The 14,997-nt window shown below is 62.9% G+C and carries 11 protein-coding genes, 4 tRNA genes and 2 pseudogenes; 15 read left to right on the top strand and 2 right to left on the bottom strand.

What is annotated here, in order from left to right:
- Nucleotides 1–25 precede the first annotated feature (25 nt).
- The 11 genes and pseudogenes from aruF to ACYVD0_RS20260 all read left to right on the top strand — a co-directional run bounded on the left by aruF (nt 26) and on the right by ACYVD0_RS20260 (nt 8,469).
- A complete protein-coding gene (gene aruF, locus ACYVD0_RS20310; protein ID WP_460428473.1) occupies nt 26–1,042 on the top strand; it encodes an arginine N-succinyltransferase in 1,017 nt (338 codons plus the stop codon).
- A 34-nt stretch (nt 1,043–1,076) separates the two neighbouring features.
- Entirely contained in the window at nt 1,077–2,114 is a 1,038-nt protein-coding gene (astA, locus tag ACYVD0_RS20305) for an arginine N-succinyltransferase (RefSeq protein ID WP_460428472.1), read from the top strand.
- Nucleotides 2,115–2,165: 51 nt separating this feature from the next.
- Nucleotides 2,166–2,306, top strand: a pseudogene (locus tag ACYVD0_RS20300) (N-succinylarginine dihydrolase); the annotation flags it as partial.
- Between the two features lie 39 nt (nt 2,307–2,345).
- Nucleotides 2,346–2,624, top strand: coding sequence for a topoisomerase II (locus ACYVD0_RS20295; RefSeq protein ID WP_089168681.1), 279 nt, complete (start codon nt 2,346–2,348; stop codon nt 2,622–2,624).
- Nucleotides 2,621–3,537: pseudogene (locus ACYVD0_RS20290) on the top strand (succinylglutamate desuccinylase). The gene ACYVD0_RS20295 and the pseudogene ACYVD0_RS20290 overlap by 4 nt, the downstream one beginning before the upstream one ends.
- Before the next feature lie 119 nt (nt 3,538–3,656).
- The gene (alaS, locus tag ACYVD0_RS20285; protein WP_460428471.1) at nt 3,657–6,284 is read left to right on the top strand and encodes an alanine--tRNA ligase; all 2,628 of its coding nucleotides are present in this window, start codon (nt 3,657–3,659) and stop codon (nt 6,282–6,284) included.
- 99 nt (nt 6,285–6,383) lie between these two features.
- Nucleotides 6,384–7,619 carry an aspartate kinase gene (locus tag ACYVD0_RS20280; protein ID WP_460428470.1) on the top strand — a complete coding sequence of 412 codons (1,236 nt, stop codon included), beginning with the start codon at nt 6,384–6,386 and terminating at the stop codon, nt 7,617–7,619.
- 184 nt (nt 7,620–7,803) lie between these two features.
- Complete coding sequence (gene csrA, locus ACYVD0_RS20275) at nt 7,804–7,989, top strand: carbon storage regulator CsrA (RefSeq protein ID WP_003283978.1); 186 nt, start codon at nt 7,804–7,806, stop codon at nt 7,987–7,989.
- A 61-nt stretch (nt 7,990–8,050) separates the two neighbouring features.
- Nucleotides 8,051–8,141 (top strand) — tRNA-Ser (locus ACYVD0_RS20270).
- Nucleotides 8,142–8,250: 109 nt separating this feature from the next.
- Nucleotides 8,251–8,327 (top strand) — tRNA-Arg (locus ACYVD0_RS20265).
- Nucleotides 8,328–8,392: 65 nt separating this feature from the next.
- Nucleotides 8,393–8,469, top strand: a tRNA-Arg gene (locus ACYVD0_RS20260).
- A gap of 33 nt (nt 8,470–8,502) precedes the next feature.
- Here ACYVD0_RS20260 and ACYVD0_RS20255 read toward each other — a convergent pair.
- Nucleotides 8,503–9,009: a DUF4124 domain-containing protein gene (locus ACYVD0_RS20255; protein WP_460428469.1), complete on the bottom strand. Its 507-nt coding sequence runs from the start codon at nt 9,007–9,009 to the stop codon at nt 8,503–8,505.
- 312 nt (nt 9,010–9,321) lie between these two features.
- Here ACYVD0_RS20255 and mgtE point away from each other — a divergent pair, with 312 nt between their 5' ends.
- Nucleotides 9,322–10,764 carry a magnesium transporter gene (gene mgtE, locus ACYVD0_RS20250; RefSeq protein ID WP_460428468.1) on the top strand — a complete coding sequence of 481 codons (1,443 nt, stop codon included), beginning with the start codon at nt 9,322–9,324 and terminating at the stop codon, nt 10,762–10,764.
- Between the two features lie 405 nt (nt 10,765–11,169).
- On the opposite strand, the gene ACYVD0_RS20245 is transcribed toward mgtE, so the two are convergent.
- Nucleotides 11,170–11,508: an Arc family DNA-binding protein gene (locus tag ACYVD0_RS20245; RefSeq protein ID WP_460428467.1), complete on the bottom strand. Its 339-nt coding sequence runs from the start codon at nt 11,506–11,508 to the stop codon at nt 11,170–11,172.
- A gap of 370 nt (nt 11,509–11,878) precedes the next feature.
- On the opposite strand from ACYVD0_RS20245, the gene ACYVD0_RS20240 reads away from it, so the two are divergent.
- The 3 genes from ACYVD0_RS20240 to ACYVD0_RS20230 all read left to right on the top strand — a co-directional run bounded on the left by ACYVD0_RS20240 (nt 11,879) and on the right by ACYVD0_RS20230 (nt 14,724).
- Nucleotides 11,879–11,953: transfer RNA gene (locus ACYVD0_RS20240), tRNA-Arg, on the top strand.
- A gap of 595 nt (nt 11,954–12,548) precedes the next feature.
- Nucleotides 12,549–13,889, top strand: coding sequence for a glutamine synthetase family protein (locus tag ACYVD0_RS20235; RefSeq protein WP_460428466.1), 1,341 nt, complete (start codon nt 12,549–12,551; stop codon nt 13,887–13,889).
- 220 nt (nt 13,890–14,109) lie between these two features.
- Nucleotides 14,110–14,724, top strand: a complete 615-nt coding sequence (locus tag ACYVD0_RS20230) for a TIGR04282 family arsenosugar biosynthesis glycosyltransferase (RefSeq protein ID WP_460428465.1) — start codon at nt 14,110–14,112, stop codon at nt 14,722–14,724.
- Nucleotides 14,725–14,997: the final 273 nt, after the last annotated feature.

The raw sequence follows: 14,997 nt of genomic DNA, 5'->3' as shown, positions 1-14,997 counted from the left end.
GCCCGTCTCCAAGGAGTGACGCCCCATGCTGGTGATGCGCCCCGCGCAAATGGCCGATCTGGCCGAGGTTCAGCGTCTGGCCGCGGATAGCCCGATCGGCGTCACTTCGTTGCCCGACGATCGCGAGCGCCTGCGCGAAAAGATCGCCGTGTCCGAGTCCTCGTTCGCCGCGGAGGTCAGCTTCAACGGTGAGGAGCGCTACTTCTTCGTCCTTGAGGAGGCGGGTAGCGGGCGCCTGCTCGGCTGCTCGGGGATCGTCGCCTCGGCTGGTTATTCCGAGGCCTTCTACAGTTTTCGCAACGAGACCTTCGTGCATGCCTCGCGCGAGCTGAAGATTCACAACAAGATCCATGTGCTGTCGATCTGTCACGATCTGACCGGCAACAGCCTGCTGAGCAGTTTCCACGTCGAGCCGACGCTGCTGCATACGCCCTGGGCCGAGCTGATCTCCCGCGGCCGCCTGCTGTTCATGGCCAGCCATCCGGAGCGCTTCGCAGACGCCGTGGTGGTGGAAATTCTCGGGCCGAGCGACGACCAGGGCGACTCGCCATTCTGGGACGCGGTCGGTCGGCACTTCTTCGACATGAGCTACGCGGCGGCCGAGCGCCTGTCCAGCCTGCGCAGTCGCACCTTCCTCGCCGAGCTGATGCCGCACTATCCGATCTACGTGCCGCTGCTGCCGGATGCCGCCCAGGAGGCCATGGGTCAGGTCCACCCACGCGCGCAGATCAGCTTCGACATCATGACCCGCGAGGGTTTCGAGACCGAGCATTACATCGACATCTTCGACGGTGGGCCGATCCTGCATGCGCGCACCGCCGGCGTCCGCTCCATCGCCCGCAGCGCCGTGGCGCCGCTGGCCATCAGTGCCGGCGAGTGTACCGGCCGGACCTACCTGCTCAGCAACGGCGGCCTGCAGGATTTTCGCGCCAGCCTGGTCGAACTGGACTGGACGCCCGGCCAGCCGCTGACGCTGAGCGCCGAAACGGCTGCGGCCCTCGGCGTCGGCGAAGGCGACAGCCTGCGCCTGGTGGCCCTGTGAGCGGCCTTGCGCTCGTGATTCTGGCGGAGGAAACATGATCGTTCGTCCCGTGCGCAACGCCGACCTGCCCGCGCTGATCGACCTTGCCCGCAGCACCGGCGCAGGTACCGGCCTGACCTCGCTGCCGTCCAACGAGGAACGCCTGGCGCAGCGCGTCGCGATGGCGGAGCGGAGCTTTCGCGGCGAGGCCGCGAAGGCCGACGCCGACTATCTGTTCGTGCTGGAAACCGACCAGGGGCGGATCGCCGGCATCGCCGGGCTGACCGCCGCCGTGGGGCTGCGCGAGCCCTGGTACAACTACCGGGTCGGGCTGACTGTCAGCGCCTCGCGGGAGCTGGAGCTGTACCGGGAGATTCCCACGCTGTTCCTCGCCAACGACCTGACCGGCAATTCCGAGCTCTGCTCGCTGTTCCTCCAGGCCGAGCACCGCAGCGGGCTGAACGGCCGCCTGCTGGCGAAGTCGCGCCTGCTGTTTCTCGCCGAATTCCGCACGCTGTTCGCCGACAAGGTGATTGCCGAATTGCGCGGCATGTCCGATGCCAACGCCCGCTCGCCGTTCTGGGAAAGCCTCGGCCGGCACTTCTTCCGCATGGAGTTCCGCCAGGCCGACTACCTCACCGGAGTCGGCAATCGTGCCTTCATCGCCCAGCTGATGCCCAGGTTTCCGCTCTACAGCTGCTTCCTTTCCGAGGAGGCGCGCGCGGCGATCGGCCGCGTGCACCCGCACAGCGAGCCGGCGTTGGCGATGCTTCGATCGGAGGGCTTCAGTTACCAGGGCTACGTCGACATCTTCGATGCCGGCCCGGTGGTCGAATGTGAAACGGCAAAGATCCGGGCCGTGTGCGACAGCCAGACCCTGGTGCTGGCGGTCGGCACCCCAGGGGATGAAGCCGAGCCCTACCTGATCCACAACCGCCAGCGCCAGGAGTGCCGCATCACCGCCGCCCCGGCGCGAGTGGCGGCCGGCACCTTGGTGGTCGATCCGCTGACCGCCAGGCGCCTGCAGCTCTGTGCCGGTGCCCAGGTGCGTGCGGCGCCGCTCGCCGCCCAGCCGCGCGGGGGCGGGCGATGAGCGCACTGGAAGTGAGTTCCGACGGGCTGGTCGGCCCGATTCACGACTACGGCTGTCCGTCAGGGCCTGGCGAAGACGCAGGCTCTGCACGACCTGGCCCATCCCCAACTGCTCGCCGAGTGCCGCACGGCACTGGATGGGCTGACGCAGCTGCTGGGATTGGGCTCCGTCTATCCTTTTCAAATCGACTGAACCCGCCGCCTATGGCGGTCCACCCCCTGGAGCTGATCAATGACCGATGCCCTGCAACTCGTTCTCGAAGACACCGATGGTACCCAGCTGGAAACCTCCTGCACCCGTTTTGCGGTGATCTGGCAGGGCCGCGAACTCTGGGTCCAGCAGGCCAACGGCCAGCTGCTGATCGGCGTGGATGTGGATGAGGGCGATGCCGAGTACGCCAACCTGCTGTTGCGCCCGATGGCCACCAATCTGGTCAGCCTGCAACTGGAGATGGAGCCGGCCGAGGCGGGCGATGACGACCATGTGCATGGCCCCGAGTGTGACCACTGACCCTGACGGGTCGCGAGCCGACGGAAAAGGTGCAGGTCACCGCCGAGGGCACCCGTCTCCACTGGCTGGCTGAAGGGGTTTCTGGAAGTCGCCCTGTCCGGCCAGCGGGGCAGCGGGCTGGATCTGCTGCTCTCGGCGGGCATCCACGGCAACGAGACGGCTTCCATCGAACTGCTCGGCCGGCTGGTCCAGGATGTGGCCCGTGGCGTCCTGAAGCCGCGGGTGCGGCTGCTGTTCCTGTTCGGCAATCCCGGGGCGATCCGCGCCGGCGAGCCTGCCTGAGTCGCGACCTCAACTGACAATGTTCGACGGCCGGCATGCCGAGGCCTGCGGCCCCGAGGCGCTGCGCGCCTGTCTGCTGGAGCGTCTGCACGATCTGCACAGCGCCTTGCGCGAGTCGCGGATCGATCAGTTCGTCCTCTATCCGCAGATCGCCGGGCGTTCGCTCAACCGGCGTGAGCTGGCCCGCCTGCGCCAGGCCGGGATCCAGGCAGTGCTGCTGCAGAGCCAGGCCCCAGCACCTTCAGCGCCTATACCTTCGGCTGTCTCGGCGCCGAGGCCTGCACCCTCGAACTGGGCACGGCCGGCCCCTCCGCCAGGCTCGACGCGCTGGAGTTCGGGTTGCGCCAGCTGATCGCCGCCTGCGCTCCGATGCCGGATGAGCGCGAACTGAGCTGCGCTGCAGCTCTTCGTAGTGATGCGGGAGATCGTCAAGCACAGCGACGGGTTCTGCCTGCATCTGGCGGGCGGTATCGCGAACTTCAGCGAACTGCCGGTCGGCTACCTGCTCGCCGAGGGCGCAGGTGGCGTCCGTTGGGTGGTGAGCGGAGCGGGGGCACGCATCGTCTTTCCCGATCCCGGGGTGCCGAACGGCCAGCAGGCCGGCATCCTGGTGGTGCCGACTGCCCTGTAGCAGGCCGGGCAAGCGGTTCGTTGATGGAAGAAAGCTCTACCGTGGTCGTCTGGGGCCGATATAATGTGTCCTTTTGCCAATCTTGCCGTGGCCGCAGTTTTCTCTGGATCCGTTCATTTATGAAAAGCGCAGAAATCCGTGAAGCCTTCCTCCGCTTCTTCGAAGAGAAGGGGCACACCCGTGTGGCCTCCAGTTCGCTGATCCCGGCGAACGACCCGACCCTGCTGTTTACCAACGCCGGCATGAACCAGTTCAAGGACTGCTTCCTCGGCTTGGAAAAGCGTGCCTACACCCGTGCTACCACCAGCCAGAAGTGCGTGCGCGCCGGCGGCAAGCACAACGATCTGGAGAACGTCGGCTACACCGCCCGTCATCACACCTTCTTCGAAATGCTGGGTAACTTCAGCTTCGGCGACTATTTCAAGCGCGATGCCATCACCTATGCCTGGGAGTTCCTGACCTCGCCGAAATGGCTGAGCCTGCCCGCCGAGAAGCTCTGGGTCACCGTCTACGCCAGCGACGACGAGGCCTACGACATCTGGACCCGGGAAGTCGGCGTGTCGGCCGAGCGCATGGTGCGCATCGGCGACAACAAGGGTGCTCCCTACGCCTCGGACAACTTCTGGGCGATGGGCGATACCGGCCCCTGCGGCCCGTGCACCGAGATCTTCTACGACCACGGCGAAGGTATCTGGGGCGGCCCGCCTGGCTCGCCGGAAGAGGACGGCGACCGCTACATCGAGATCTGGAACAACGTGTTCATGCAGTTCAACCGCACCGCGGACGGCGTGATGCACCCGCTGCCGGCGCCCAGCGTGGACACCGGCATGGGCCTCGAGCGGATCAGCGCCGTGCTGCAGCACGTCCACTCGAACTACGAGATCGACCTGTTCCAGAACCTGCTGGCCGCCTCCGCGCAGGCCATCGGCTGCGCCAACGACGGCGCGCCGTCGCTCAAGGTGGTGGCCGACCATATCCGTTCCTGTGGCTTCCTGATCGCCGACGGCGTGACTCCATCCAACGAGGGCCGCGGCTACGTGCTGCGCCGCATCATCCGCCGCGCCTGCCGCCACGGCAACAAGCTGGGGGCCAAGGGCACCTTCTTCCACAAGATCGTCGCCGCCCTGGTGACCGAGATGGGTGATGCCTATCCGGAGCTCAGGCAGCAGCAGGCACATATCGAGCGCGTGCTGAAGACTGAGGAAGAGCAGTTTGCCAAGACCCTCGAGCAAGGCCTGAAGATCCTCGAGCAGGACCTGGGCGAGCTCGAGGGCACGATCATTCCCGGCGATGTGGTATTCAAGCTCTACGACACCTACGGCTTCCCGGTCGACCTGACCGCCGACATCGCCCGCGAGCGCGATCTGTCCGTCGATGAGGAAGGCTTCGAGCGCGAGATGCAGGCTCAGCGCGAGCGCGCCCGCTCCGCCAGCGCCTTCGGCCTGGACTACAACAGCCTGGTCAAGGTCGATGCCGACACCCTTTTCACCGGCTACGAAGGTACTTTCGGTCAGGGCCAGGTGGTTGCCCTGTTCAAGGACGGCGCTGCCGTCGAGCAGCTCGGTGAGGGCGAGGAGGGCGTGGTGGTCCTCGACCGCACCCCGTTCTACGCCGAATCCGGCGGCCAGGTCGGCGACTGCGGCTACCTGAGCGATGCCAGCGGCGTGCGCTTTGACGTGCGTGACACCACCAAGGCCGGCGGTGCCCACCTGCACCACGGCCTGGTCGCCGAGGGCACTTTGCGCGTCGGTCAGGCTCTGGAGGCCCAGGTCGACGGCTCGGTGCGCGGTGCCACTGCGCTCAACCATTCGGCTACCCACTTGCTGCATGCCGCGCTGCGTCAGGTGCTCGGCGAGCACGTGCAGCAGAAGGGCTCGCTGGTCAACAGCCAGCGCCTGCGCTTCGACTTCAGCCACTTCGAGGCGGTGACTCCCGCGCAGATCAAGGCTCTGGAGGCGCTGGTCAATGCCGAGATCCGCAAGAACTCGGCAGTGGATACCGAGGAAACCGATATCGACACCGCCAAGGCCAAGGGCGCCATGGCTCTGTTCGGCGAGAAGTATGGCGACAGCGTGCGCGTGCTGAGCATGGGCGATGGCTTCTCCGTCGAGCTGTGCGGCGGCATCCACGCCAAGCGCACCGGCGATATCGGTCTGCTCAAAATCGTCAGCGAGGGCGGCGTGGCCGCCGGAGTACGGCGCATCGAGGCGGTGACCGGCGCTGCGGCGCTGGACTACCTGAACGGCGCCGAGGAGCAGATCAAGGAAGCCGCCAATCTGCTCAAGGGCAGCCGCGACAACCTGCTGGACAAGCTGGCCGGCCTGCTGGAGCGCAACCGCCAGTTGGAGAAGGAACTGGAGCAGCTCAAGGCCAAGGCCGCCAGCGCCGCCGGTGACGACCTGGCCGGCGCGGCCATCGAGGTGGCCGGGGTCAAGGTGCTGTCCGCCCGTCTCGATGGGCTGGATGGCAAGGCCCTGCTGGCGCTGGTCGACCAGTTGAAGAACAAGCTGGGCAGCGCGGTGATCTTCCTCGGTGGCGAGTTCGACGGCAAGGTGGTGCTGGTCGCCGGAGTTACCCGGGATCTGACCGGCAAGCTCAAGGCCGGCGAGTTGATGAAGCAGGCGGCGGCAGCAGTCGGCGGCAAGGGGGGAGGGCGCCCGGACATGGCCCAGGGGGGCGGTACCGAGGTGGCAGCACTGGGCAAGGCGTTGGCGCTGGTCGTGCCGTTCGTCGAGCAGGGCCTGTAACGGCCCGCTTCCTGACTCCGAGCCGCGCCGGCCGGCCTTGGCAGTCGGCGTGCTTGAAATGTTTAATGGCGCCCTTCACGGGCTTAGGTGGCTTTTCAAATGGCGTTGATCGTACAGAAATTCGGGGGCACCTCCGTCGGCTCCGTCGAGCGTATCGAGCAGGTGGCCGAGAAGATCAAGAAATTCCGCGAGAACGGCGATGACATCGTGGTCGTGGTTTCCGCCATGAGCGGCGAAACCAATCGCCTGATCGGCCTGGCCAAGCAGGTCAGCGAGCAGCCCGTGCCGCGTGAGCTGGATGTGATGGTGTCGACCGGCGAGCAGGTGACCATCGCCCTGCTGGCCATGGCGCTGATCAAGCGCGGCGTGCAGGCGGTGTCCTACACCGGCAACCAGGTGCGTATCCTCACTGACAGCTCCTACACCAAGGCACGAATCCTGCAAATCGATGACCAGAGGTTGCGCGCCGATCTCAAGGCCGGTCGTGTGGTGGTGGTCGCCGGTTTCCAGGGGGTGGACGAGCACAGCAACATCACCACCCTCGGGCGCGGCGGTTCCGATACTACCGGAGTGGCCCTGGCAGCGGCCTTGAAGGCCGATGAATGCCAGATCTATACCGATGTCGACGGCGTCTACACTACCGACCCGCGTGTGGTGCCCAAGGCCCGGCGTCTGGACAAGATCACCTTCGAGGAAATGCTGGAAATGGCCAGCCTGGGCTCGAAGGTACTGCAGATCCGCTCGGTGGAGTTTGCTGGCAAATACAATGTTCCGCTGCGCGTGCTGCACAGCTTCCAGGAGGGTCCGGGCACCCTCATTACCATCGATGAAGAGGAATCCATGGAACAGCCGATCATTTCCGGCATCGCCTTCAATCGCGACGAAGCCAAGCTGACCATTCGTGGCGTGCCGGACAATCCCGGCGTGGCGTTCAAGATCCTCGGGCCGATCAGTGCGGCCAATATCGAGGTGGACATGATTGTGCAGAATATTGCGCATGACAATACCACCGACTTCACCTTCACCGTGCACCGCAACGACCATCTGAATGCCATGCGCGTGCTGGAGAATACCGCGCGCGAAATTGGTGCGCGCGAGGTCATCGGCGATACCGACATCGCCAAGGTTTCCATCGTCGGAGTCGGTATGCGCTCCCATGCTGGGGTCGCCAGTCGCATGTTCGAGGCTCTGGCCAAGGAAGGTATCAACATCCAGATGATCTCGACTTCGGAAATCAAGGTTTCCGTGGTCATTAAGGAGAAGTACTTGGAGCTGGCGGTTCGCGCCCTGCACACTGCATTCGAGTTAGATGCTTCCGCCCGCCAGGGCGAGTGAGCAAGTGATCGCTGAGGGCGCGGGCATTCCGCGCCTTCGTCGTTTTGCCTGGGTGAGGAGGGCTTTTCTTTCGCCAGCCCTGGTCAATACTTGGGTATATATTCCTCGAAGTATGCTGGGAATGTTGCCATTTTTATTTTTTTGCAGACTGTTGTCCTGTTGACTTCCATAAAAGGAGAAAGGAATGCTGATTCTGACTCGTCGGGTCGGAGAGACCCTGATGGTGGGTGATGATGTGACGGTCACCGTGCTAGGCGTGAAAGGTAATCAGGTACGCATTGGCGTCAATGCACCAAAAGAGGTCGCTGTGCACCGCGAAGAAATCTACCAACGCATCCAGAAAGAAAAAGATCAAGAGCCAAGCCACTAATTTTTCTAAATTTTTGGCTTTGCAAGCGGGGCAAAGGCAGGTATGATTCGCCCCGTGTTGTGGAGGGGTGGCCGAGAGGCCGAAGGCGCTCCCCTGCTAAGGGAGTACACCTCAAAAGGGTGTCGGGGGTTCGAATCCCCCCCCCTCCGCCATTTCCAGGCATCGTGGGGCGGGTGTATGCGTTGGTTCGGCAAGCTGTTGAAGTCGGTCGAATTGTCGCTTGAACATTGAATCAAAATCCCTATAATGCGCACGCTCAGCGCACTCATAGCTCAGCTGGATAGAGTACCCGGCTACGAACCGGGCGGTCGGAGGTTCGAATCCTCCTGAGTGCGCCATTATTCGAGCCAGTTGAGAAGACTGGCTCGTAACCAGCGGTGATCTGGTCTGTCAAGCACCACACGCACTCATAGCTCAGCTGGATAGAGTACCCGGCTACGAACCGGGCGGTCGGAGGTTCGAATCCTCCTGAGTGCGCCATAATCGAAGGGCCTGCAGCAATGCAGGCCCTTTTTATTTTCTGTCCTTGGTGCTAACGCAGTTGTGCTGGTCAAAGCCGATTTGCCGCGTATTGCCTTCGTTGTCGCGGTAGTGATAGCTGGTTCGATCGTTGCGGCTGGAGATCCTGTCCGGCTTGCCAAGGGCGCTTTCCACGTCCCTGCGAGTCATGCCTGGGCGCACTTCCTTTTTGATCATCGCCTCGCGGCGTTCCCGGCCGGTGATACGGTTGCCGCAACCATCATCTTGCTGGCCGACAATAGTCGGTTCCTGAGGGTTGTTCTGCTCCGTAGTGCGGGATGTGCGGTCCGTGATTTCGCTTGCCATGGGGATGGGCCTGTCGTTGCCGGGGGTGGCATTGAATGCGTTCTGTAGCTGTTGTTGCTGGTCTGTCGGGCAGCCATGATGGGTGAAGGTGATGCGGCCGCCGGGGTCCATGCAGCGATATACGGATGAAGCGAAAAGCTGGGGTGAAGAGCAGAGCAGAAGCGCTGTTACTGCGGCGCGCGGCAATCCATGCATGAGATGTCCTCCTTGGCTGTGGGGACGCCAGACTAACGCGTGCCTGCGTGTATCGATGTGTCTCAGGTCTCTTCGCAGGCGCCACGCGGTGATATCTAGCAGAGATCTGCATCGCAAGCGCCTGTTCTAGCCAGCATTCTGGCGGGTGCAAAGCCGCCGGGCAATGTTATTATTGCGCCTGTCAGCCCCGCCGGGGCTTGTGGAAATCCACCATGGACTTACCCAGTAGTTACTCCAGAACCCATTTCGTGCAATCGCGCATTGACTGATTGATGCCCTTGGCGTGCTCCGCTGCTGGGGGTGGAGCATGCTATGACTGAAATTGAAGCCAAGAAGCAGCAGGAAAGCCTGCAGGAACGTCTCGCCCAGGTTGTTGAGCTGCTGCACCGGCACAAGCTGGTTGAAAACCTGACGCACCGTCAGGAAGGAGCGCACCATGATCTGGTCGAGGATCTGGTGCATCGGCAGAACCTGGTAGAGCTGCAGCGCAAGCTCGACGAGCTGCATCCGGCAGACATCGCTTATATCCTCGAAGCCCTTCCTCTTGGCGATCGTTTGAGCGTCTGGCAGCTGGTCAAGGCCGAGCGCGACGGCGATATCCTCCTCGAAGTGTCCGATGCAGTTCGTGAAACTCTGATCGCCGACATGGACGATCATGAGCTGATTGCTGCTGCCAGGGAGATGGGGGCTGACGAGCTTGCGGACCTGGCTCACGAGTTGCCGCGCGATGTAGTCCATGAGTTGATGGAGTCTCTCGACGCCCAGCAGCGTGAGAGGGTGCGCTCGGCACTCTCCTACGAAGAGGATCAGGTTGGTGCGCTGATGGATTTCGAGATGGTCACCATTCGCGAAGACGTCAGTCTAGAAGTGGTGCTGCGCTATCTGCGGCGCTTGAAGGAGCTACCGGGGCACACCGACAAGCTGTTCGTGGTGGATTATGATGGGGTGCTGAAGGGCGTGCTGCCGATCAAGCGCCTGCTGGTCAATGATCCCGAGCGGCAGGTTGCCGAGATCATGGCGCTCGATCCGGTGCGCTTTCATCCTGACGAGGATGCCTACGATGCCGCCCAGGCCTTCGAGCGTTATGACCTGGTTTCCGCGCCTGTGGTGGACAAGAATGGCAAGCTGATCGGTCGTCTGACCATCGACGCCATGGTTGATCTGATTCGCGAGGAAGGCGAAAGCGAAGTGCTGAACATGGCCGGCTTGCGTGAGGAAGAAGACATCTTCGCCTCGGTGTGGAAGTCAGTTGGCAATCGCTGGGCATGGCTTGCAGTGAATCTGGTGACCGCCTTCGTCGCCTCGCGGGTGATCGGTCTGTTCGAGGGCTCCATCGAGAGGCTGGTGGCTCTGGCGGCACTGATGCCGATCGTCGCTGGTATTGGCGGCAACTCCGGTAACCAGACTATCACCATGATCGTTCGCGCCATGGCTCTGGGTCAGATCAGTACGGGCAACACGGCACGCTTGCTGATCAAGGAGCTGGGGGTGGCGCTGATCAACGGTCTAGTCTGGGGGGGCGTGATCGGCATGGTGGCGGGCGTCCTCTACGGCAGCTGGTCGCTAGCGGTGGTGATGACGGGGGCGATGACCCTGAATCTGCTGATGGCTGCCCTGATGGGCGTGCTGATTCCCATGACGCTGGCCAAACTTGGACGCGATCCGGCCATGGGGGCCAGCGTGATGATCACTGCGATGACAGACAGTGGCGGTTTCTTCATCTTCCTGGGACTGGCCACGCTGTTCCTGCTTTGAGTCAGAGGTTGTGAAAAATTCAAGCGGCTGCTGCGCCCCCCTTCAAAACAGCCGCTAAAACGTTGCGCCACGTGAAAATAAGACCATTTGGCTCATAAACTCTCCCGCTTTTCACATGGCACGCCTTTTTGAAGGGGATTGGAGAGGCTCTCACGGCACTGTTCGATTTTTTCACAACCTCTCAGCGCTGATGTGAGGTGCGAAGATTGAGTCGGCCGGTATCCGCCAGGGCTGTCGGGGGCTCAGGCTGCCTGAGTCGAAGTTCGCATTGATCGGGTCCGAGGCTGCATGCAGCGAACACGCACTACTCAAAACAGGCCTATGGGTATAGGCCTGTTTCCCGTGTCAGTATCTGACGGTTCAGGCAAAACCTCCGATTGAAGGCAGCGCACGTCGATCATGCGGCTACTGCTCGGTGGTCAGGCCTTCTGTCGCGAGTTCGCTATCCTGCGCGATCAGGGCGACCAAGGCATTCTGCTGGCGTCGGGTCAATTGCCGAAATCGCTGCAGAAGCTCTCGCTCATGCAGGGAGAGCTCGGGGCTGTCCAGGCGCAGGCCCAGATCGTCGCCTAAGGCGTCTTCCTGAAGCAGGCTTTGCTCCAGGCGCGCAATAATCTCCGAATTCATGCTGCGATGGTGGTTGCGCGCCACATCCGCGATGCGCTCACGCATGCCATCTGGTAGACGGACGACGAATTTGTCAGCTGTACGGCTGGAGTAGATTGCCTGTTTCATAGGTTGCATAATTTCGACCGGTGAGTTGTTATAGAGTGCTGGCGATTAGCTTGCAAGGGCGTTTTCGGTATGACCCCGGCTAACTGAAGTCGTTCACTCTTCTTAATGTTTGAATAAATTGATCGATATGAGCCGACTTGCATGTTTCATTGGCATCGGAATTCCTTTTCGTGACAACCCTGCGCCAAGCTCAAGAGTCGACTGCATGAATAGCTTGTTGTTCCGTGGCTATCCCCGTTTTTATGCAGGGCGCATGACAAAAGGCATTTTCATGGCTAGAATGCCGCTCCATCGCCGCTGCCTCTCCGATTAATTGAGGTAGTGGCGAGCGCGCTTGCGGGAAAGCATAGTGACGTGAAGTGCGATGACTTTTCTCTATGTCCCCTTAGTTCAATGGATAGAACAAGCCCCTCCTAAGGGCTAGATGCTGGTTCGACTCCAGCAGGGGGCGCCATCTCCCGATTCCCCGTCATATTCTTCCGCCCTTCAGCGGACGAGCCAGCCTGCTCGTGTCTATCCTCATCCCGTGTGACTGCCATGACGGCCAAATAGCGTCCTGGCTTGGCCAAGGTGAAGATGAAGCGGTTCGCGCATAAGCCAGGCCACCTGGGGCGCTGGATCACCGATGCCAGCAGCGGAGGAGTGGCTGGCAGCCAGTGCCACCCTCGGTAATGTTCAATGGGGCGGTCGAGCAGCCAGTTCACCGGCGAGCCCGGCGGTTGCCCGGGGTGGTCCGGTGAGCAGTCCTTCCGTCGAACGGAAGCCATCCCGCAGAAGCCCGGCCAGTGCGGCCTCCGACTGCGCCGGCAAGTAGCAAGTAGAGTGGCGGCGCCCAGTGTCAGCAGGAAGAGTCCGACGTGGTTCATGAACTCCATCATGGAACGTTCGTCGTCGGTGGGCGTGTACGATACGACTTGTGCCAAGGGTACGGCATCGCTGCGTGACGAGGGGGAGATGGCTTGACTTTCGAGCCGGGCTGGACACCTTGAACTCCTCGGCAGCGCCTGCGTACTGTATTCGGACCGCCGTGGAAGGGGAGGCCCCGTCATATGATCAAGCCTCAGCAGTCTCTCGCCGAGCGTCTGGCCGGTGTCGAGGAGGTCGAATGCGTCACACCCGATCTCAATGGGGTGCCTCGTGGCAAGGTAATGACCACCACGGGCTTTCTCGAAGGGCAGCGTCTGCAGTTGGCGCGCGGGGTACTGCTGCAGTGCATCATGGGCGGCTATCCGCCAGCCCGCTTCTACGGCAGTGACGACGGCGACTTGCTGCTGGTCCACGATCCGCAGCAGATCCATCTTCTGCCCTGGTGCGAACGGCCACGGGTGCTGGTGATCTGTGATGCCGAGGAACTGAAGGGGGGCGGCTCGCCACTGTCTACCCGCGCCCTGCTCAAGCAGGTGCTGGCCGCCTATGCTCGCCAGGGCTGGCAGCCGGTGGTGGCCACCGAGCTGGAGTTCTTCGTCTTCGCCCCGCATGGCGATCCGCGGCTGCCGTTCCAGCCGCCGGTCGGACTCGATGGGCGGCGCGAAGCCGGCTTCTCGGCCTTCAGCATTTCCTCCAGCAACGGCCTGCGGTCGTTCTTCGACGATGTCTACCGCTGCATGGCGGCGCTCGATCTGCCGCGCGACACTTTCATGCATGAGATGGGCGTCAGTCAGTTCGAGATCAACCTGCTGCATGGCGATCCCCTGCGGCTGGCCGACCAGACCTTCCTGTTCAAACACCTGCTCAAGGAGGTGGCGCTCAGGCACGGACTGATGGTGGTGTGCATGGCCAAGCCGCTGGCTGGGGTTCCCGGCAGTTCCATGCATATCCATCAGAGCCTGGTGGAGCAAGGCAGCGGGCGGAGTCTGTTCAGTGATGAGTACGGCGAGCCGACACCCGCGTTCCGCCACTTCATCGGCGGTCAGCAGCGGGCGTTCGCCGACTTCACCCTGCTGTTCGCCCCGCACGTCAACTCCTACCACCGGCTGAGTCATCCCTATGCCTCGCCGAACAATGCCTGCTGGTCCCACGACAACCGCGCGGCGGGCTTGCGCATTCCGGCCAGTCCGCCAGCGGCGCGGCGGGTCGAGAACCGCCTGCCGGGCGCCGACGCCAACCCCTACCTGGCTATCGCCGCCAGCCTGGCTGCCGGGCTGTTCGGGCTGCAGCAGCAGGTGGAGCCGAGTGCGCCGCTGCAGGGCGAGTTTCAGGTGCCTGAGGCCCTAACCCTGCCGAGCTGCATGCCGGTCGCACTGGCCCGTCTCGAACGCAGCCGATTGGCGCGGGAGTTGTTCGGTGATGAATTCATCGAGGGTTACGTCGCCAGCAAGAGCCTGGAGCTGATGAGCTTTCTTGACGAGATCACCCCCTGGGAGCGGCGCATTCTGGCAGGCCAGGCCTGAGTTCCTGGAGGAGTTCCGTGGCTGGGATCTTGCCTCTTGCGATCCTGCTCGCTGCCGTCCCGGTGGGGCCGGGGTGCCTTTGATCGGTGACGGCAGGCGCCACGCTGTGAAGGTCATGGAATCAGGCGTACTGTAGGGACGATGCGGCATTTGCGCTTGGCCTTGATGTATGGCACGGCAGCCCGGTGGCTGACTGGCGCGCATGAGGGGGGACCCTGGCATGAGCCTGTCGATTTCCTTGCACTTGTTGTCCCATGCCTTGGCTCCCGGCCAGGTGAAGCCTCGTTTGATCCCGGCTCTGGGCGAGGATGGTGCATGCGACCTGCAGCGCCTGCTGGTGGAGCGTGCGCTGAACCTTCCGGTGAGCGACTTCCAGGATCGCTTCCTCTGGCTTGACGAGGGTCCCGACGAGGCTCTGGGCGTCATGGCGGAAGCCTGCGGCTGGGCCGTCGTTGAGCAGCCGGCGGGCGATCTGGGCGAGCGGATGCGACGCATCGCCACCCTCGGCCTCTGTAGTACCGATGCGGTGATCCTGATCAGCAATGACTGCCCGGCGCTGGACGGCAACTACCTGAATGCCGCCTGCGCGGCCCTGCTCGAGCAGGACGTCGTGCTCGGGCCGGGCGAGCGCGGTGATTATGTCCTGCTGGGCCTGCGGCGGGTCGATCCGCTGCTGTTCGAGGCGATTCCGTGGGGTGGCGAGGAAGTGTTGCCCATCACCTGCGAGCGCCTGCGTCAGCTCGGCTGGAAGCACTGCCTGCTGCCTCGGCTGTGGGAGGTAGAGGGCCCCGAGGATCTGCTGCGGCTGGCCGAGCTGGGCATTCGCCTGGATTAGCGCAGCGGGCGGACGCCTGCGTCCCGCTGTCATGGCTATCGAGCGGGCAGCATCCTTTGTAGAATGCGGACACTCACTCAAGCGTATCTGGGTGGGCAGACTGGAATTTTTTCCAGCCGTTTGCCTCAGAGTATCCAGGATTGCCCGCTGGCCGTTCGCCTGTCCGTTCTGCCGGAGCTCCGCTGTCGGGAGCGCAGGGTGTATCTTCCACTCGATTCGATGCCGTTGAAATCTCGATCGAGCGGATTGGCGCGCAGCGATCCGCGATGGCGC

The organism is Azotobacter armeniacus, from assembly GCF_054779355.1.
Note: the sequence above shows the minus strand (reverse complement) of the source record. Positions and strands in the feature narration are given on the sequence as shown.

What these genes read in the sequence shown, in the direction of transcription:
- ACYVD0_RS20295 (WP_089168681.1), top strand. Translation starts at nt 2,346, where the DNA reads ATGACCGATGCCCTGCAACTCGTTCTCGAAGACACCGATGGTACCCAG.
- alaS (WP_460428471.1), top strand. Translation starts at nt 3,657, where the DNA reads ATGAAAAGCGCAGAAATCCGTGAAGCCTTCCTCCGCTTCTTCGAAGAG.
- aruF (WP_460428473.1), top strand. Translation starts at nt 26, where the DNA reads ATGCTGGTGATGCGCCCCGCGCAAATGGCCGATCTGGCCGAGGTTCAG.
- ACYVD0_RS20280 (WP_460428470.1), top strand. Translation starts at nt 6,384, where the DNA reads ATGGCGTTGATCGTACAGAAATTCGGGGGCACCTCCGTCGGCTCCGTC.
- astA (WP_460428472.1), top strand. Translation starts at nt 1,077, where the DNA reads ATGATCGTTCGTCCCGTGCGCAACGCCGACCTGCCCGCGCTGATCGAC.
- csrA (WP_003283978.1), top strand. Translation starts at nt 7,804, where the DNA reads ATGCTGATTCTGACTCGTCGGGTCGGAGAGACCCTGATGGTGGGTGAT.
- ACYVD0_RS20235 (WP_460428466.1), top strand. Translation starts at nt 12,549, where the DNA reads ATGATCAAGCCTCAGCAGTCTCTCGCCGAGCGTCTGGCCGGTGTCGAG.
- mgtE (WP_460428468.1), top strand. Translation starts at nt 9,322, where the DNA reads ATGACTGAAATTGAAGCCAAGAAGCAGCAGGAAAGCCTGCAGGAACGT.
- ACYVD0_RS20245 (WP_460428467.1), bottom strand. Translation starts at nt 11,508, where the DNA reads ATGCAACCTATGAAACAGGCAATCTACTCCAGCCGTACAGCTGACAAA.
- ACYVD0_RS20230 (WP_460428465.1), top strand. Translation starts at nt 14,110, where the DNA reads ATGAGCCTGTCGATTTCCTTGCACTTGTTGTCCCATGCCTTGGCTCCC.
- ACYVD0_RS20255 (WP_460428469.1), bottom strand. Translation starts at nt 9,009, where the DNA reads ATGCATGGATTGCCGCGCGCCGCAGTAACAGCGCTTCTGCTCTGCTCT.